Raw genomic sequence first — 18,165 nt, 5'->3', positions numbered from 1 at the left:
TGCAGAGTAACTATTTCACTCCAGGTAAAGTTGTGTTGAATAAGATGGTAGGGCTGCTTGCAAAGCCTTACCATTTCTGCCGTTTGTACTTTCTGTGTTTTACTGCTGTTGTACTTATTTGTATCTATACTTTTGCAAATAAAGCCAATGCAGATAGCGTTGCTGACTATGAAATATCTGCTGTCTATATTTACCGTTTTTCTCAGTTTGTTACTTGGCCTCAAGACGACAGAACATTAACTTATTGCACTTTAGGTACTGATAATATCGCGTTAACATTAAGCCGATTGCTGAAAGCTAAAAATAACAAGATTGTTACGTTAACGAGCATTAGTCAGCTTGCGCAGTGCCAAATTGCTTATATTTCTAGGCAAAAAGAACTGGGTTTAACTCAAATACCAATTAAAGAAGGGGTGCTGACGATTGGTACTGGTAATTCCTTTTTAGCAAAAGGAGGGATGATTGAATTACGTTCAGTCAATAATAAAATCCGCCCTGTTATTGCTATATCGAGTGCCAAAAAAGCTGAGTTAACAATAAGTTCAAAATTATTGAAAATAGCTATACTTCCTTCTCTCAATAGCCAGCAGCAGGGAGGGGAAAATCATGCGCAATAATTGGATGAATTCTCTCTCTCTTAATCAACGTCTATATTTGCCGTTAGTCTTTTTTGTTGTTGTACTTTTTATCTTATTTCAAACGTTAAGCTCTTATAAATATATAGAGAGTGAAAAGCAAAATTTAGTAAATCGAATTACGATATTAAGTACGGGTATTGGTACGAATTTAACTGCCGCTATTCAGTTTGACGACGCGACAACCGGGCAAGAGATTTTATCGGCATTTTCAGCCGATCCAATGATCGTATCTGTTTCTGTGTTAACTGCGAACGATGTCGTTTTTGCTGGATTTAACAATACCGATAATAGGCATTTACCAGCAAATGATGCAGAAGAGGTCATAGTTAAAGCGCAAGGGCATGTTTTTAGTAAACAGTATTTATATATGCAGATCCCTATCTATATAGAGAACACAGAGCTTGCAAAAATGCGTATTGTTGTGTCTCTTGATAGATTACATGCCCTTAAATCATCTCAGATAGAAATTAGCTTGTATTTATTAGTGATTTTAATTTTATTTAGTAGTTTCGTTATCCGTCGATTACGGCATTGGATGATCAGTCCTATCCGTCAATTAAATGATGCGATGATTAATGTGATTCACTTTAATCAAACTGAAGTTGTACAGCATCCTACAAGTTCGAAAGATGAGCTAAGTGAATTGATCGATTGTTTTAATACGATGATCATAAAACTGAATCAGCGTGAATTAAAAATTAAACAGACTATTTCTCAATTAGAATATGAGAAAGAATTTGCCGATGATGTGATTAGTACAGTACAGCATGCGCTGTTAGTTGTTGATCATTCTGGACATATAATATTAGCCAATGATAGCAGCTCGAAACTATTTCACGATTCACCACAAGTTCTGCAATCCCAACATATTTGTGATGTGATTAAACCGGTTGATCTTGAAAAATTTCAAGATCAATTAGATCAAACACTACAGGGCAATAAGCAGTTTAGTCATGATTTAGTTAAAACGGTTGGCATAAAGGGAACGGCAATATATCAAGTAGTGAGTCATCCGCTACAGCATAAAAACCAGACTTTATTTGCGCTAGAAGATGTGACGGAACGGAGTGTTGCAGAGCGGCAACAACAGTTAGCGGCTAAGATTTTTGAAAATAGCCGTGAAGCGATTTTATTACTCAATGGCCAAGGTTATATTGAGATGGTGAATCTCGCTTTTTGTGAATTGATTGGTCAAGAGCACGGAACCATTATTGGTAAATATTACCGTTCGGTATTAATTGAAACCGAAACACTACTGATGAGAAAAGAAATTCTAATGTCGTTGTCTTTAGATCAGCAATGGCAAGGAGAATGTTCGTTCTTTAATCGTAAGAGAGGTGTTACGACATCTTTACATTTAAAAATAAATCAACTGATTGATACTGAAAGTAATGAGAGCCAAATTGTTGTGTTGGCTTCCGATATCAGCTCAGTAAAAGAAGCACAACGTTTAGCGTATATTGCTCAGCATGATGCATTAACACATTTACCTAATCGTGAATTCTTACACCATTATCTAGTAGAAGCGCTTACTTTACCTCGTAGCGATGTAATGGCTGTACTGTTTATTGATTTAGACGGCTTTAAATTTGTAAATGACTCTTACGGCCATGATATTGGTGATAAAGTACTTCAAATTGTCGCTAAGAAATTAATGATGAGTGTTCGTCAAAACGATATTGTTACGCGCTTAGCTGGAGATGAATTTGTAGCTGTACTTAATCCGGTTAATAGTCGTGAACCTATTTTAAATATAGGAGAGCGTATTATTAACAATATTTCCCAGTCAATTAATATCAAAGGCTATAGTATTAATATTGGTGCGAGTATCGGCTGTTACTATATTGAACCTCAAGATGTGACGGGGATTGATAGTGTCTTACATTGTGCGGATATGGCGATGTATCAATCAAAGATGCAAGGAAAAGGGCGTATCACTGAGTTTAATCAGCTCAACATAGACACACTTGCCGAATAGTGGTTTAGGCAGCATTATTTTACATAGTATTAAAAAAGAGAGGGCGCAACTTTCGTTGCGCCCTTAGGTCTTACTTGCAGCCATCCTGCTACTATCGTGCTCCTTGCATCATTCCTTTGATTGCTGTAATCCTTCAGCATAATCCTTTTTTCTTCTTCCTGAAGTTGTTCCTATGGCTTCCATAACCCGTCATAACATCCTGTTATAACTCTCATCTCTTTCCTTAGAGGTGTCCTTTACTTCTTCTTGAAGTGTCCTTGTGTCATCCTGACCGGTAAATATCCTATTTACCTTTACTACTTCCAGTAGTCTCCATCACAGTCCTTGTTTGATAAACCATCCTAGTTCATCACATCTCATCCTGAGATCACCAACGTCCTTGGTTCCAATCCTGTTCCTGTCGCCAGTTCCCTCTGACACCATTAATAATAGGTAAAAGTAGGAATAGAATATAGATATAGAGAGGGAAATTTTCTTTGTTGTATCGATTAATTATTTGTATGTATTGATCTTATTTGTTTAAAAACAAATGATTATAAAAATCACATGGACACTATATTCAAATTTAAGTGTGATTGTCTTAGTTGTTTGTAAGAGATCTCTTACAAACAACTAAGCAAAAGTGAACATGAGTTTAGCGATAAATGTTTGAGTAGTGTTAAATTTTACTGGATATAAAGTTTCGCTTTTTTGATGTGGTAAAGTTAACCCACATTAAAAGAGGAAAGATACATGAGAAAAACTCTGTTGCTGGTGGGGTTATTAGTTAGTTCACATGCAATGGCAAATGATCAGGCTTTGTTTAACGTATTGGCGAAAATCGTATATGTAGAGCATGGCATGGGTAAAGCGTGGGTTATTGTTGATGATATACATTGCGATACTCATCAGCACGAAATGCAGTGTGATTATAAAGAAGTGACAGAGCAACGTACGATTAAAGAAGAATTAGCCCAACAGTTAGTGGATACGTTACAGCCTTTCATTGGTCTCGATGATATTGATAATAAAAAACTAAAACAGCTTTCTATTAAAAATGCTAAATGTTTAAAGAAATCAGTACAAAACAGTTCAGGTGAAACAAATGGTGATTATCAATATCAATGTACTATTGAAAAATAAGAAAATACGGTTTAGAACGAAAATTATAAAATAGCGAGCAAAATGCCCGCTATTTTATATTTAAGATTAAATAACTGCCGATGCTAAATGCGGTTTATAGCCTGTCTTTTTATCAGAAACTATTTGTCCATCTTTGATAGTGATAATGCGTGGCGTTCTTTCCGCTAGGCTGACATCGTGAGTGACGACAATTAAGGTTCTTCCTTGTTGGTGCAAGTCATTAAAAAGTGCTTCAATCTCTGCGCCTGATTTAGAGTCCAATGCCCCCGTTGGTTCATCCGCAAGGATAATTTGTGGATCGTTAACTAAAGCTCTCGCAATTGCCACACGCTGCTTTTGACCACCCGATAATTGATTCGGTTTATGGTGAATACGATCAGCGAGTCCTACTTGGGCTAATAAATCTGCCGCTTTTGCTCGACGTTCTTTTGTTTTTACGCCTCGGTACACGAGAGGTAGCGCAACATTATCTAATGCAGTGGCATATTCTAATAAGTTAAAACTTTGAAAAACAAAACCAATTTTGTGGTTTCTGATTTTTGCAAGTTGGTGGCTTGTCATTGATGATACATCGTTATTATCCAGCAAATATTCGCCAGATGTCGGCTTATCTAAACAACCTAGCATGTTCATCAGGGTAGATTTACCAGAGCCTGAAGGGCCAAGTATTGATAAAAACTCACCAGAATGAATAGTGAGAGAGACATTATCTAATGCTTTAACTAAATTATTTTCTTCGCCATAGAACTTACAAATATGATTAAGCTCAACTAAAGCTGTGTGTGCCGGGGAGGTACCCAATGTATTTGTCATTTTATTCACTTTGTAATGCCTCTAATGGCGTAATACTTGCGGCTTTATTCGCTGGGAACCAAGCTGCAAGAATACCAACCAGAATTAATGCAGAAATTACGATTAACATAACGGACAGTGACAACTCAGGTTTAGGGCTGCCCAAACGAGCATAAAAACCCGAATCTGAAATAGGGATTGCGTCAATGATGCTGACAAGGCCAAGCGTCATTAATAACCCGATAAAACCACCCATAGCCATCGTCATCATAGCTTGCACAATATAATGTAAACGAATATGGCTAGGCGTTGCTCCTACTGCCATCCGAACTCCAATATCACGTGTTGCGCGTTTTACACTGGCGTACATGACATTTGCAATACCTATTCCCGCAACGCCTAATGTTACAAAGCCAATAATGCCTAAGAAACTCTGTAGCCCGAGTAAAAATGAACGCATGGTTTCTTGCTGTAGCAGCATGTCATCCGTTTGAATTAACTGTTCATCAGCAATATCCGCGTTGTATTTTCGTGCAATTACTTGCCGTATAGTTTTGGCCAATTGTTCACGGTTGGCGTTGGGTTGAGGTTCTACATTAATACCTTGGATTGGAGAATTGGGATAAAAGCGTTGCCATGTCGCCAACGGCACCAATATGCTGTATTCAGAGGAAGACCCCGACTCAATGTTACGATCATCTTTTAGTACACCAATTACGGTGAAATCTTCATCACCAATTTTAAATTGTTTACCAACAGGATCGCTGTCGAGTTTTACGTCTTTATCCCAGCTAAACGCAGCTTTGTTAAATAATAGCGCTGCTGTTGTTTTCCCTAAAATAGCAACTTTTCGCTGTTCTTTTGTATCAAGAGGGTTAAACCAGCGGCTACCTGCCATTAATGTTAAATCATTGAGTTTTTTATAATTGTTTTCAACCGCAAGCGGAAACATAAAGGCTTGGCGATCTTTATAATGCGCACTTTCTTCCCATGTTGCGGTTGCTGAAACCATTTTTACTGTTGGTAATGCTTTAATAAGCTTTTGATCTTCAATGGCTAAATCAAGTGATTTTCCTTTGTAAAAATTACCATAATTAATGGATGCGACACCGGTTGATACATAAATGAGATTACCGTTACCACTGGTTGAACTGCGAATTAACCCTTGGCGTAAACCCTCACCAGCTGCGAGCATGGTACTAATACAGACTGTCGACCAAACAATGGCAAGAATAGTAAGACTTAAGCGAAGTTTCTCGGCTGACATTTCATGGAAAATTTGTTTAACAGGAAACATTGTTAGGCCCTCGCACTTAATGCTATCACTGGCGTTAAGTGTGCAGCCCTACGTGCTGGAAAAAATGCAGCTAATAAGGCAAGTACTGCTGTGATCATGAGTGTTAAAACGATAGATGTTGACGTCATTACTGGGTGACCGAGCCAATCGGGTAATGAGAGAAGATTTAAGCATTGAATGATGATGGCAGAAACGGCAATACCGGTGAGAGCTCCCACTGTCACCAATACAGCGCCTTCTACCATAAACTGCATCAAAATATGAGTAGGGGTCGCACCAATGGCAAGCCTTACGCCTATTTCGCGGGTTCTTTCTGCTACAGATAAAAACATGATATTAGCAACACCTAATGCACCTACCGCGAGTGTCATTGCACCGCTAGCGCCTAAAAATAGCTGGATACCTCGTAACAGACTGGTGTAGAAATCGGCAAAGCGGCTGTAATCTGGCATTCGTATAGCCTGTTTGTCTTTAGGATCAAACTGGTACTGTTTAGCGAAAAAGCTTTGCATTGCTGTACGTAATGCCATGCCTGAAATGCCTTTCGCTGGTTGCACTAACAGATCGGTAGGATTACTTAGCCATAAGTCATTAAATGTTGTACTTGGAATTAAGGCGGCCCGTTTAATTCTGGTAAGCCCGCTACTTTCTGTCTTTTTTGAAATACCGATCACTTGAAACGGCACACCATTGATGTTGATGTTGTCATTCAAACGAATGTTTCCGCGTTTCGCGAGACGCCAGCCTATAATGGCAACACGAGTATGGTTGGCTAAATCACTCGGTGATATTTTACGAGAGCCTAGCACTAAACGTGTGTTATTAAGCGCCAGAAAGTGATTATCAATACCAAAGACATTCCCTTTTAATTGAGTGCCGTCAATATCGGTGACTTGTGCTTTGGCATTCGAATATAAAATAGAGACTTGTTTTATTTGAGGCACCTCAGACAACGCACTTAGCTGCTTTTCCGTTGTCGTGATCTTTCTTCTCGCAGGGTATCCTTGCCACGGTTTGCTCGTTTGTGCAAAAGAGACTTTCTGTGTATCGCTCATCAGCATAGAAAAAGATTTTAAGTTTTCACGATAAAACCCTTCGCCTAATGCGACTAAGACTAAAACTGAAACAATCCCCCAGACTATCGCAATAATGGCCAATGCACTTCTCAACCTATGGGTAAGCAGTGTTTGAACGGTTTGGCTAAGCAGTGTGATCATGGCATTAAGGCCTGAGAAAGCTGAGTAATTGTTTGGTCATTGAGTTGACCTGTTAGCTTTAGCAATTCAATTCGGTTTAACCAGTATTGATAGAGAAGTTGCTGTAAGTCTTCTTTACTTTGATATACCGTATCTTGAACGTTGATAACGTCTAATGCTGTTGTACCATCAGCGCCAGAATTAAATAAAATTTCTTTAGTTTTAAGTGCCTTTTCATCGGACTTGACTTTTTCTACGCCCATTTCAACGCGTTTCCAATCCAGATCAAGTTGGTTAAAGCGTGTTTTCACATTATTTTCGAGATTAAGTTCGACTTTTCTTAATTGCTGTTTAGCTATTTGTAACTCGAGCTTAGATTGTGAAACTTTGGTTTTAATCGCGCCATTAAGATCAATCGGCACTGAAACACCAAGGTTTGCACTCATCCCTTCGCTATTATTGTCAAAGTTATTACTGTAGCCAACAGAGCCGTTAACAGTAGGGTAGTATCCCGCTTGTGCTTGATCTACCGCGAGTTGCTGACGTTTTACATTTTGTTTCGCAATCAATAATTCAGGGCTGTTATCTTTTGCTTTGTTTAACCATGCTTTTTCATCATTGACGGCCAGTGCTGGTTGGTGAAGATTTTGGCTGTCGATTTCATTGACGCGATCAGGTGTTTGGTTGATCACGATAGCGAGTTCAGACTGTTTTTCAACGAGATCTGATTGTCGTTGCAATACAGTGGTCTCAGTGCCAATGACATGCGCTTTAGCATCGTCAATTCCTGTTGACATAATCAATCCGGATTTGTAGCGCTGTTCTGTCAGTGAGAGAAGTTGTTGACTATCTTTACGTTGTTGCTCTGCAATGGTGAGCGAACGTTGAGCTTGTGCTAAAGCGAAATAAGCTTGGATAAGCTCTTCTGCCAGTGTGTTTTTCGCTTGCGTAATCGCGATTTTTGCAATAACTACATCTACTTGTGATTGATCCAATGCAGCCCAGTTTTGACTATTCCAAATCGATTGATTAAGTGAAATATTGTAGCCATTACTGTTGCCACCATCTTTAGTCCAGCCCGTTGTTGCACTCCCTTGAAGGCTAGGAAGTAATGCACTTTTGCTTAGTGATACACCGTATTGACTCTGAGTTTCTTCAAGCTGTTTAATACGGTAATCAGGATTGGTTTGTTTTGCCGCTTTCCATGCTTGATCAATCGTTAATGCGAAGCTTTGAGTGCATACCAAACCCAGTGAAAGACTCAATAGTGTGTTACGCCATAAAGCTGTCATTATAAGCCCTCGACCATGCTAGCATCGATGATACTTTGTTTAGGTTTAATGCCTGATAAGACTTCAACATTAATACCGTCTGATAAGCCTAGCTTCACGGGAATCTCTTTATAGCCTTTCGTTGAGTCATCGGCGATAAGTACAAAAGGATCATTACCTTTAAAATGCAGAGCGCGTTCAGGTACCGTCATTACGTCTGTCGCTTTTTTCAATGTGATATGTGCAGTAGCCGTAAAGCCTGAGCGTAAAGTAATATCTTTAGGAAACTGAATGTCACTGACTTCAACCGCAAAACCATTGTCAAAGCTTTGTGCTTGTTGATTATTATTACTATCGTTGTTTAGTTTTTCTGATTGCACCGCAACTTTCGTGAGTTTTCCCGCTATTTTTAGATCAGGATAAGGCGCAAGGGTTAATTCAACAGGCATTCCCTCTGTTAGTTGGGCTGCATCATGCTCACTCACCGAACCTTTAAAGATGATATTTTTCATATCAGCCATGGTCATAATTTCTGTTGCTGCTTGGTTTGATTCCGTTGAAGTGATCGGTTCACCGACATCGACTTTGACATCTAATACCGTACCGTTAATCGGCGCATAAATAATAGAGGTGAGTTTGGTGGAGCCTGCATCTGATTCGCCTTTACTCATTAGATCAGATTCTTGTTGTTTTTGTTTTAACTCAGCGGTTCTCGATTTCACATCTGCTTGTGCTTGAATATAGGCATCGAAATTAGCGGGAATAATTTTTTGTGCCGCTAAACGTTTTAAATTCGCTAATTTTATTTTGGCTGATTCCAAATCGGCTTTGCTTTTTAATAAGTCAGCATTAACACGAGTCAGATCTTGCGGTGTAGGGTTTGGACGAAGCTTTATAACGGGAGAGCCAGCCTCTACTTTGTCACCTAGATTGACATAAATTTTATCTACTATCCCTTCTATTTGAGATTTAATCTTTACCGCTTGAGCTGGCATGATTTGTCCTACCGCAATGGCTTGTTTCTCAATCGTCGCATTTTTAGCAGTCAGCATGGTGAAATGGTGTTCATCAGAAGAGGGAGCTTTAACTGCATAAATACCTAAGGCAGCAATAGCACTTAGGGTTGCAACGACAATCCAGCGTTTTTTCATAGTAATACTCTAACGGTGTAAATCGAAAAAAGGAATCTAAGTAAGACAACTATGAATAGCAGAATTCATAATTACAATGGTTAAATTTTAAATAGATATAAATTAAAAGTGTTATTTAACTGTCAAGTTATTTTTAGAGCAATAAAAAGGAAAACGATTGTTAACTAGAAAAGAACACATTGTCATTTAGCGGCAGGAGCAATATGTATAAATAGGCGTTAACCTTCCTATCAACTGATTATATTGTGCTTAGTTCTGAATTTAATTTTTTATTGTGATTATTTTACGTATAGGTTTATGTATTCACAGCTGATGATGGAATATTTTCTCCGGCTTATTAAAATATTGACATAACCGAATAAATGTAACCTGCCTTCTTTTTTTTTGATAATTAATGGATTAAACCACTGATTCTCTGTCTTGTATTAGATTAATGTTTTAATTTTATTCTTTTCTGGATTTAGGTTTTGGAATTTATGTTCTTTTTGGCTTATTTGATTGAAATTAAACACTTTAGCAATATATTATAATGTTAGTTAACGAGTTATTAACATGGATAGAGGCGAGGGTGTTTAATGGAGATAGAAAATAAATTCTTAATCGAAGCTTTCCAAGTACCGTCAAAGGTAGCAGCGAAAGTTGCTCCATTCTTTGACTTGCTCCCCCCTGACAAGTACATCAACAGCGATCATCGATTTCGTGCTTACGCGCGTTTTCAGTTTGAAAATGGAAGCATCATTAAACTTCCCCATTCAAAATTTAAACAGTCATCTCAAGTTAACCGGGTGCTCGGTGACGTTGAGCGAGACTTTTCTGATATATCACAAGACATGGTAAATACCGTTGAATTTCAGCATCTTTTGAAATCATTTATGGAACGCACTGGGGCTATAGATGATCACTCAGTTGTGGATGTTCACCAAATTCGTGTTACTTGCGACCATGATGCTGCAAGTGCACCTGCGCCAGAAGGAATACACCAAGATGGCTTTCGGTATGTTGGTATTTTCTGTGTTCAAAGAAAAAATATCTCAGGCGGATATACGCAAATCTTTGCTTCTCCAGTAGAGCAGCATCCACATATGAATACAGTGCTTGAAGAAAACCAATTTGTAATACTCAATGACGAACGCTTTTATCATTACATATCTGAAACATTATCCAATATTGAAGGGCAAAAAGGAGTAAGAGATGTCTTCGTCTTTACCGCTTAGTCAGCATGTAGATCTTCTACGTAAACAATTTCCAGCGTTAAATTGTGAGGTTGATGGTCGTCAAGCTATCTATTTTGATGGTCCAGGAGGTGCACAACAACCGCTTAGCGTGATAGAGAGTTATGGTAATTATCTTAAGCAGGGTAATACTAACCTCGGCGGTCATTTTTCTGTCAGTCGTAAAACGGTAGAGCTTGTCGATACATGTCGTGAGAAAGCGGCAGCACTTTTTGGCGCAGAGAAAAAAGAAGAAATTATCTTTGGGGCTAATATGACCTCGATGACTTTCCATTTTAGTCGTGCGATAAGTAACGATTGGAAAGAAGGTGATGAGATCATACTGAGTACTGCAGATCATGGTTCAAATCGCTCATCATGGGCGATGGCTGCTCAAGATAAAGGGGTAAAAGTTCATTATATTCCTATCTTGGATAATACTTGCCAACTTGACCTTGAAGCGTTTGAACGCCTACTAAATGATAAAACCCGACTTATTGCTGTGACTGCAGCGAGTAATCTTTCGGGTACGTTAGTCGATATTGAAAAAATAACCCGTCTTGGTAAAGCCAATGGCAGTGTCGTTTATATTGATGCCGTGCATCTTTTACCCCATAAAATCATTAACGTTGCTTCTTTAGGCGCTGACTTTGTTGCAGGCTCTGCCTACAAGTTCTTCGGCCCTCACCTTGGTGTCTTGTACGGTCGCCAACAGGCGTTAGAGTATTACTCTCCTTATAAGGTGGAGCCTGCTCCTTCATACTCACCGAATTGCTGGGAAACAGGAACGCTAAATTTTGAGGCGTTATCGGCATTCTCTTCGACAATTGATTACTTAGCGTCTTTAGGCCACGGAAGGTGTTTACGAGAACAATTAGAGAGTGGTTATGAGAACATTGGCAATTACGAGAGTTTTCTCGCGAGCAAGTTCCTGACACGTTTGAAAGACTACCCTTCAATTGAATTGTTTGGCGAGCCTAGTATTAATAATAGAACGGCAACGTTTGCACTGCGCTTTGGTGAGTTGAACCCAACAGAGGTAGCCGCTCATTTAGGAGAGCAGGAGATTTACACCTGGAGTGGTCATCTTTACGCTGATATGTTGACAGATGCACTTAAAATAACAAAAAAGGGTGGGATCTTACGTGTCGGTTTAATGCATTATAATACCGAAGAAGAAATCGAACGTTTTTTCAATGCCCTTGATCAGATACTTTAACGATTGAGTAATTTTTAATGAGAGGCCTTACTTTTCAATGAGTAATGTCTTCGTGTTATTGATACTTGATTGGGTTGCGATTTAATTATCTGTAAATTAAATAAGTTAAAAATGGGGGATGAAACATTCCCATTTTTAATGTGTCGCAGCCTTATTGACGCCATGTGTAACGATTTAAGCTCTCCATTGCTTTTACTCGTTATCAATCATGAGTGACACTTATTTTTCCTAGCTGAACAGCTAATCTCATCTTAAACGCAATCATATAAAAACTACAGCTTGAAATGCTGTGCTTTCGAGTCTTTAAAGTGGCACTAAAGACCATGACTTGAAATGCACTCTTAATGCTAAGTGGCTCCCTACAATCGCCATGAAAGCAAAAACTTAACGTGAAAAGGTCCTGAGAAAAAATGAGTCCAGAAAAGCACTTCCGAGAATGGCAAACGAGTCAAACTTACGCCGAATCTATTGCTCCTGTTTTAGGCCAACTGTACCGTCAAAAAGGTGTTGAAGTTATACTTTTTGGTAAAACATTAGTTAATGCGACAACAATCGACATCATCAAAGCTCACCGTGTTGCCAAGCGTTACATTGGTTGTTCACTTACAGTTGAACAAACGCAACCAATTATTCAGCATCTTATTAAGATGGATTTGTCACCTTGTCGTATTGATGTCGGGCGCCTCGCATATACATTTTGGGAGAGTAATGTAGATACACATGGGCTGGATGATTTCTTGCAAACAGCATTGAAAGATTCACTTGAAGATGATCCAATGACAGAGCCTCGTGATGTGGTGCTGTATGGTTTTGGTCGTATAGGTCGTTTATTAACTCGATTATTAGTTGAAAAGAGTGGGCCCGGTTATCCATTAAGATTACGTGCTATTGTGGTGCGGGGTGGAAAAGACGGTGACTTAGAAAAACGCGCCAGTTTATTACGTCGAGACTCTGTGCATGGTCAGTTTAATGGCAGTATAGTCATCGATCATGAACGTAAAGTCATCATTGTGAATGGTAACTACATTCAAGTGATTTATGCCAATAAACCGCAAGATGTCGATTACTCCACTTTCGGTATTAAGGACGCCTTAGTTGTTGATAATACAGGTGTGTGGCGCGATACTGAAGGGCTTAGCCAGCACCTTGTTTGTAGAGGTGCCAAAAAGGTGTTGTTGACCGCCCCAGGTAAAGGAGAAATAAAGAACGTTGTATTCGGTGTAAATGAAGATGTTATTGACCGTGAAGACACGATAATTTCTGCTGCAAGTTGCACGACAAATGCGATTACTCCGGTATTAAAGGCAGTACATGATAAGTTTGGTGTATTGTTTGGTCATATTGAAACAGTACATTCATTTACTAATGACCAAAATCTGATAGATAATTTCCACACCGGAGATCGTCGTGGCCGTGCTGCTTCATTGAACATGGTGCTGACATCAACCGGTGCTGCTAAAGCAGTGGCAAAAGCCATGCCTGAAATGGCAGGTAAATTAACAGGCAACGCGATTCGTGTTCCAACCCCAAATGTATCAATGGCGGTAATGAATCTTCAATTAGAGCAAAGTACCGATAAAGAAGCGTTGAACGCTTATTTACGAGAAATGGCGCTCTCTTCAACGTTATCTGCACAAATTGATTTTACTGACTCGACAGAAGTTGTCTCGACAGATTTAGTTGGTTCGCGTTATTCGGGAGTGGTTGATGGTGTTGCGACCATTGCACAAGATAATCGTGCCGTTTTGTATATTTGGTATGACAATGAGTTTGGTTATAGCTGTCAGGTTGTGCATTGCATGGAGCAGATGATGGGAGTGCGTTATAAAACATATCCTTACGTTTAATGAATAGTTTTCTTAAATCGATCTTAAAATAATAAAGATACCAGTAAAAATATAATGGTTTCACTTGCCTCTTTTTATGAAGAGGATTGCCACTTAGCGTTACTCCCCATAGTTCTGAGTGGCTTTTATTGACGAAAGAAAACAGTGAAACAACGCTTTATCGATAAAATCTGGATGAATAAAGCGCTGCGAGTCTTACATAGATAATTGCACCTAATGATTTATAACCCCATGTATGCCATGAGTTCACTCTTGATACGATTATATTCTCGATTCGTTACTTTTTGTGCTTGATAGTCGGTAGATTCTGCCTGCCCATCTTCTGCGACTTCAATTTCAAGAAAAGGTAGTTCATTGCTATTGGTCATTAGGTACAAAGCACGATTACCATCAATTTTATAGTCAAGATCAAAAGCAACAATCGTTTCCATATTGATATAGACAGTATTTATTTTAAGCGCTTTCTTCATCACATCACCTCATCCCTTTAAAATCAATATTTAAGCATTAGAATAAGCATATTCTCGATTATTTCTTCTGTCTTTATTGAGTTATGCAAACATACCTTTTGCTATTGCATAATCGTCTATACGTAAATGATAAGGGGATTTTTGTTACATGAAGATGTGTCGTACTTCGCCTTTATTTGTATTCGAAAAGAAAGACAAGATAAGAAGTTATAATATGAGTAATTTATTATTAAGTTGAACGAATGCAAAAATTTAATATAAGTCGAATAAACACTGATTTTGGCATATTTAACGTTATAGGCACTTACAATAAAAAATGTAAAGAGCTAAAGGTAAGTCAGTTATACCAGATGGGGACTGATGGTTGGTTTGAACTGGATATTAATAGATCTCCATCTGTTGTTGAAAAATTAGAGTCTTTAATAATAAACCACATTAATTAAAGAACTTTATATTGCTTTATAATTGGTGGGTATTATTTATATCTGGTTTGGGTTTATGGACTTGGTTTAGACTTTAAATCATTAATATCACAAGTATTCAAAAAGGGTTAGCAGTGATGCTGTCAATATTATGGATGATGGGTGCACTTTGCTCGTTTTGTTTAATAGCGATTGGTGCTAGAGAGTTATCTGGTGATATCACCACAGCTCAGTTAATGGCACTGCGTAGTATAATTGGGTTAGGTATTATTAGTGCTATTATCTTATATTATCAAGATAAGCGTTTATTTCAGACACAACGCTTGCGGTTACACGTATTTCGCAATGTATTCCACTTTGCTGGTCAATATGGCTGGTTATTAGGGTTAACATTATTACCCTTGGCAGAAGTTTTTGCGATTGAGTTTACCGTACCTATTTGGACTGCAATTATTGCCACGTTGTTCTTAAACGAACGCTTTACCTCAAAGCGTTTGTTCTCCTTAGTGCTGGGTTTCATTGGCGTACTTATCATTGTTCAGCCCGGTATTAAAATCATTAATAGTGCTTCGCTAATCGTACTAGGGGCGGCGATGTGTTATGCCGTATCTCATGCTTCAACTAAATCGCTTTCTACTTCAGATAAGCCATTAACTATTCTATTTTTTATGTGTTTAGTACAACTTCCGTTTGGATTAATACTGGCATACCAAGGTTGGCAATCACCCAATATCTTTGCATGGGGTTGGATTGTTTTAGTGTCTGTTTCAGCACTATTAGCCCATTTCTGTATGACCAAAGCAATGCAATTTGCTGATGTAACCTTAGTGGTTATGATGGACTTTTTGCGCTTGCCTTTAATCGCAATTGTGGGCTTTTATGTTTATGAGGAAGGGATTGATTGGACTCTCTTCTTAGGTGCCAGTTTTATGCTGGTGGGTAATTTAATGAATGTGAGTTCACCTAGAAAAGAAATGGTGAATAGCTAATGTGGTCGTTATTCGTATCTTTGAGTTATTACGTATTTCTTATTTTTAGTGGGTTATTATTTCTGATTTTGACGCCGTCTACATTGGTGTATGCAGATGCTCATAACATGTTGTTAATGATGACAATATGTACCTATATTATTCTTTTTTTGCTGTTCGTTTATTTTCTCGTAACAAATGATAGCTTTAGAACAGACGTTTTTACTCGTATAACAAAGAAAGGAAATAAGATTTTCAGTATTGCACCAGCATTCATTTTCTTTATTATAACACCGTTCTTTATTTATATTTTTTATATAAAATTGATCCCTAGTGTAATAACTGCCTTTCCTAATAATATTGCGTATCAAACTGTCGTTATTAAAGATCTTTCACAAGATAGAAGCATGCAATGGTGTATTGAGCCTGAAGAGTTTACACAGTTCATGAATGATAGTATTTGTGAGATTCCCTCTGAAGTTGGGAGTAAATTATCATTGAATGATCGCGTCATTTTAGTGGGGATAAAAACAGATCTTAGTTTTGGCTATTATGCGATGGTCGTGACGAAACCTGAATTAGACACTCCCATTAAGTATCACTTTTAACAGCTTTGATTTGAGGATAGAGAAAGGCAATGTCGTTTTTACAAAAATTTAAATGCGACCTATTGGTTGAATTGAGTGTTAAACAGTTATCTGTTCAGGTATTTGGAACGGGTGAAAGGGCGGATTTATCTCCTTATATTGCGATTGAAAATACGAAAAAAAACGTACTAGCTGTTGGTGATAAAGCAAAACATTTATCAGGTTCAAATATTACAGTAATTAATCCGTTTGATCATAAACGCTCGTTTGTCGGTGATTTTGCATGTGCTGAAAAGCTGCTGCAATATGCTGTCCGTGAAGTATTAGGTAATAACAAGTTCTCAATAAGCCCACGTATTGTGATACATCAATTGGAAAAAGTAGACGGTGGTCTCACTGATATTGAAGAGCGAGTGTTAAAAGAACTGGCGATGGGAGCTGGAGCAAGGGAGGTCTTAGTACATCATAATCAGGCTCGCATTCATGCTCAGAAAACCTCTTATGTAGCGTTTAAAAAACAATTGAGCTCGTAGTCTTACAGTGCCATTAATTTTTGTTGCGTGGTTTTATCCAGTTTTTCTAGCGCGTAGCGAAAAGCCATTCGTGTCATCGTACTGTGGTGCTGAGTTAAATATTCAATCACAGTTTCAGGATCGTGTTTAGACAGTACTTTTAGCATCCAACCGTATCCTTTTTGCACCAAGTAGTGCTCATCATTCTGGAGTAAATTCGCCACGGTTAATGGGAATAAGTCGCTGTAGTCCTTTTTGTTCATTGGATAAATCAGGATCACTGCCGTAGCGCGGCGAACAGCAAAGTTATCATGGTTTACCCACGGCAAAATTTTAGGAAATAGTGCTTTATATTTCAGTAGCAATTCACCAAAAGCATGGGTGCAAAAATCATCACAATCGTTCCAGTCAGTTACGTAAGTAAATAGCCAATGTTGGAAAGTTGTAAAGGTTTCAGGAGTATATTGCTTCCTCATTTTAAATGCCCAATCGTAAGCAATAATATTACATGCCCAATCTCGTTGTTCTAGCAATGTTTCACACACTGATAAAGTTGAATCAATATCTTGGATTTCTAATTGTTTAAAAAGCGCAGCAGAAAGGGCCCGAACCTGACTGGTTTTAATCGCTTTGGCGGGATAGCCTATTTCTGAAAGGGCATTTTTAACGGTTGATATGATCGTCATGGCGTCCTGCTTGTTGGCATTTATTGTAAATCATTTTAAGGGTATTGTTGCCAATGGTATTCCATTTGATGTGCCACTTGTTCTGCAAGCACTAAGCTGTGTAATTTTGATACGAGGTATAAGCTCATATCTATCCCTGCTGATATACCTCCGGATGTTATATATTTTCCATCACAAACCCATCTTTTATTATCTATGACATTTAGATCAGGGAAGGTTTCGATTAAAATTGGAATGTCTTCCCAATGTGTCGTAACAAACAAATGGCTAAGCAATTGGGCTTGTGCCAGTAAAAAGACGCCAGTGCAAACAGAAACAACGTGAGTTGCTGTTGTATCAATATGCTTTATCCATGCTAATACTTCTGTTTTATTCATTTCTTCAGTGTGAATACCACCGACAACGATGAGAACATCTATATGCGGGTGATCGTTGAAGCTGTAATGTGGTAGTACTTGGAAGCCACCTCGTGCTGTCACTGGAGCGGACGTTTCAGCAATGAGAAATATATTCCAATCTTTTGCATGTAAGCGCTTAGCGGTACTAAAAACTTCAAAAGGCCCAGAAAAGTCGAGAACTTCTGCATTGTCGTAAATATAAATACCGATATTCATTTTTGCTCCATGCATGAACGAACTTAAAGGAGAAAGGAACAGATATAACGTTTAGTAGAACTATCATATCGTGCAATATTATGGGAGGTAAGAGAGAAGATTGTGATGAGTGATACATTTTTGAATGTTTTAATAAAACAATGAATGACTCTGTTATTGAGTGGTTATTTGTAACGAAGTATTG

General features: G+C 38.3%; 17 protein-coding genes. 9 read left to right on the top strand and 8 right to left on the bottom strand.

Translation table 11 applies throughout. The features are described from left to right. Positions 1-44: 44 nt before the first annotated feature. From C9J40_RS05995 to C9J40_RS05980, 3 genes are all read left to right on the top strand, one after another. Positions 45-617 carry a YfiR family protein gene (locus C9J40_RS05995; RefSeq protein WP_233217780.1) on the top strand — a complete coding sequence of 191 codons (573 nt, stop codon included), beginning with the start codon at positions 45-47 and terminating at the stop codon, positions 615-617. Next, the gene (locus tag C9J40_RS05990) at positions 607-2,616 is read left to right on the top strand and encodes a diguanylate cyclase domain-containing protein (RefSeq protein ID WP_107246151.1); all 2,010 of its coding nucleotides are present in this window, start codon (positions 607-609) and stop codon (positions 2,614-2,616) included. Before C9J40_RS05995 ends, C9J40_RS05990 begins: the two co-directional genes overlap by 11 nt. Before the next feature lie 732 nt (positions 2,617-3,348). After that, complete coding sequence (locus C9J40_RS05980) at positions 3,349-3,738, top strand: hypothetical protein (protein ID WP_107246149.1); 390 nt, start codon at positions 3,349-3,351, stop codon at positions 3,736-3,738. Positions 3,739-3,804: 66 nt separating this feature from the next. On the opposite strand, the gene C9J40_RS05975 is transcribed toward C9J40_RS05980, so the two are convergent. Genes C9J40_RS05975 through C9J40_RS05955 form a run of 5 tightly spaced genes read right to left on the bottom strand, consistent with a single transcriptional unit; the run spans position 3,805 to position 9,445 of the window. Further along, complete coding sequence (locus tag C9J40_RS05975) at positions 3,805-4,551, bottom strand: ABC transporter ATP-binding protein (protein WP_233217764.1); 747 nt, start codon at positions 4,549-4,551, stop codon at positions 3,805-3,807. A gap of 1 nt (position 4,552) precedes the next feature. Further along, complete coding sequence (locus C9J40_RS05970; protein ID WP_107207543.1) at positions 4,553-5,827, bottom strand: ABC transporter permease; 1,275 nt, start codon at positions 5,825-5,827, stop codon at positions 4,553-4,555. A 2-nt stretch (positions 5,828-5,829) separates the two neighbouring features. Next, complete coding sequence (locus C9J40_RS05965) at positions 5,830-7,044, bottom strand: ABC transporter permease (RefSeq protein ID WP_107246148.1); 1,215 nt, start codon at positions 7,042-7,044, stop codon at positions 5,830-5,832. Then, positions 7,041-8,315, bottom strand: coding sequence for a TolC family protein (locus C9J40_RS05960; protein WP_107207545.1), 1,275 nt, complete (start codon positions 8,313-8,315; stop codon positions 7,041-7,043). The genes C9J40_RS05965 and C9J40_RS05960 overlap by 4 nt, the downstream gene beginning before the upstream one ends. Beyond that, entirely contained in the window at positions 8,315-9,445 is a 1,131-nt protein-coding gene (locus tag C9J40_RS05955; protein ID WP_107207546.1) for an efflux RND transporter periplasmic adaptor subunit, read from the bottom strand. Before C9J40_RS05955 ends, C9J40_RS05960 begins: the two co-directional genes overlap by 1 nt. A 575-nt stretch (positions 9,446-10,020) precedes the next feature. Between C9J40_RS05955 and C9J40_RS05950 the strand changes: the two genes are divergently transcribed. From C9J40_RS05950 to C9J40_RS05940, 3 genes are all read left to right on the top strand, one after another. Beyond that, positions 10,021-10,659, top strand: a complete 639-nt coding sequence (locus C9J40_RS05950) for a 2OG-Fe dioxygenase family protein (protein WP_107207547.1) — start codon at positions 10,021-10,023, stop codon at positions 10,657-10,659. Continuing rightward, entirely contained in the window at positions 10,637-11,875 is a 1,239-nt protein-coding gene (locus C9J40_RS05945) for a cysteine desulfurase-like protein (RefSeq protein WP_107207548.1), read from the top strand. Before C9J40_RS05950 ends, C9J40_RS05945 begins: the two co-directional genes overlap by 23 nt. Before the next feature lie 410 nt (positions 11,876-12,285). Beyond that, positions 12,286-13,722 carry a glyceraldehyde-3-phosphate dehydrogenase gene (locus C9J40_RS05940; RefSeq protein WP_107246146.1) on the top strand — a complete coding sequence of 479 codons (1,437 nt, stop codon included), beginning with the start codon at positions 12,286-12,288 and terminating at the stop codon, positions 13,720-13,722. Positions 13,723-13,943: 221 nt separating this feature from the next. On the opposite strand, the gene C9J40_RS05935 is transcribed toward C9J40_RS05940, so the two are convergent. Next, positions 13,944-14,192 carry a hypothetical protein gene (locus C9J40_RS05935; protein ID WP_105061985.1) on the bottom strand — a complete coding sequence of 83 codons (249 nt, stop codon included), beginning with the start codon at positions 14,190-14,192 and terminating at the stop codon, positions 13,944-13,946. 559 nt (positions 14,193-14,751) lie between these two features. Here C9J40_RS05935 and C9J40_RS05925 point away from each other — a divergent pair. The 3 genes from C9J40_RS05925 (at position 14,752) to C9J40_RS05915 (ending at position 16,702) form a co-directional block, all read left to right on the top strand. Then, a complete protein-coding gene (locus tag C9J40_RS05925) occupies positions 14,752-15,603 on the top strand; it encodes a DMT family transporter (protein WP_107207551.1) in 852 nt (283 codons plus the stop codon). A gap of 386 nt (positions 15,604-15,989) precedes the next feature. Then, entirely contained in the window at positions 15,990-16,190 is a 201-nt protein-coding gene (locus tag C9J40_RS22215) for a hypothetical protein (RefSeq protein WP_233220301.1), read from the top strand. 29 nt (positions 16,191-16,219) lie between these two features. Next, on the top strand, positions 16,220-16,702 hold the full coding sequence (locus C9J40_RS05915; protein ID WP_107246143.1) for a rod shape-determining protein: 483 nt from the start codon (positions 16,220-16,222) through the stop codon (positions 16,700-16,702). 2 nt (positions 16,703-16,704) lie between these two features. On the opposite strand, the gene C9J40_RS05910 is transcribed toward C9J40_RS05915, so the two are convergent. Continuing rightward, positions 16,705-17,391: a DNA alkylation repair protein gene (locus C9J40_RS05910; RefSeq protein ID WP_304590045.1), complete on the bottom strand. Its 687-nt coding sequence runs from the start codon at positions 17,389-17,391 to the stop codon at positions 16,705-16,707. An 11-nt stretch (positions 17,392-17,402) separates the two neighbouring features. Then, entirely contained in the window at positions 17,403-17,981 is a 579-nt protein-coding gene (locus tag C9J40_RS05905) for a DJ-1/PfpI family protein (protein WP_107246139.1), read from the bottom strand. Positions 17,982-18,165 lie beyond the last annotated feature (184 nt).

It is taken from the genome of Photobacterium sp. GB-72, from assembly GCF_003026095.1.
GTDB lineage: Bacteria > Pseudomonadota > Gammaproteobacteria > Enterobacterales > Vibrionaceae > Photobacterium.
Note: the sequence above shows the minus strand (reverse complement) of the source record. Positions and strands in the feature narration are given on the sequence as shown.

Coding starts and splice junctions, on each gene's coding strand:
- C9J40_RS05935 (WP_105061985.1), bottom strand. CDS start 14,192: ATGAAGAAAGCGCTTAAAATAAATACTGTCTATATCAATATGGAAACG.
- C9J40_RS05990 (WP_107246151.1), top strand. CDS start 607: ATGCGCAATAATTGGATGAATTCTCTCTCTCTTAATCAACGTCTATAT.
- C9J40_RS05950 (WP_107207547.1), top strand. CDS start 10,021: ATGGAGATAGAAAATAAATTCTTAATCGAAGCTTTCCAAGTACCGTCA.
- C9J40_RS05915 (WP_107246143.1), top strand. CDS start 16,220: ATGTCGTTTTTACAAAAATTTAAATGCGACCTATTGGTTGAATTGAGT.
- C9J40_RS22215 (WP_233220301.1), top strand. CDS start 15,990: ATGCAATGGTGTATTGAGCCTGAAGAGTTTACACAGTTCATGAATGAT.
- C9J40_RS05970 (WP_107207543.1), bottom strand. CDS start 5,827: ATGTTTCCTGTTAAACAAATTTTCCATGAAATGTCAGCCGAGAAACTT.
- C9J40_RS05945 (WP_107207548.1), top strand. CDS start 10,637: ATGTCTTCGTCTTTACCGCTTAGTCAGCATGTAGATCTTCTACGTAAA.
- C9J40_RS05925 (WP_107207551.1), top strand. CDS start 14,752: ATGCTGTCAATATTATGGATGATGGGTGCACTTTGCTCGTTTTGTTTA.
- C9J40_RS05940 (WP_107246146.1), top strand. CDS start 12,286: ATGAGTCCAGAAAAGCACTTCCGAGAATGGCAAACGAGTCAAACTTAC.
- C9J40_RS05955 (WP_107207546.1), bottom strand. CDS start 9,445: ATGAAAAAACGCTGGATTGTCGTTGCAACCCTAAGTGCTATTGCTGCC.
- C9J40_RS05995 (WP_233217780.1), top strand. CDS start 45: ATGGTAGGGCTGCTTGCAAAGCCTTACCATTTCTGCCGTTTGTACTTT.
- C9J40_RS05980 (WP_107246149.1), top strand. CDS start 3,349: ATGAGAAAAACTCTGTTGCTGGTGGGGTTATTAGTTAGTTCACATGCA.
- C9J40_RS05975 (WP_233217764.1), bottom strand. CDS start 4,551: ATGACAAATACATTGGGTACCTCCCCGGCACACACAGCTTTAGTTGAG.
- C9J40_RS05965 (WP_107246148.1), bottom strand. CDS start 7,044: ATGATCACACTGCTTAGCCAAACCGTTCAAACACTGCTTACCCATAGG.
- C9J40_RS05960 (WP_107207545.1), bottom strand. CDS start 8,315: ATGACAGCTTTATGGCGTAACACACTATTGAGTCTTTCACTGGGTTTG.
- C9J40_RS05905 (WP_107246139.1), bottom strand. CDS start 17,981: ATGAATATCGGTATTTATATTTACGACAATGCAGAAGTTCTCGACTTT.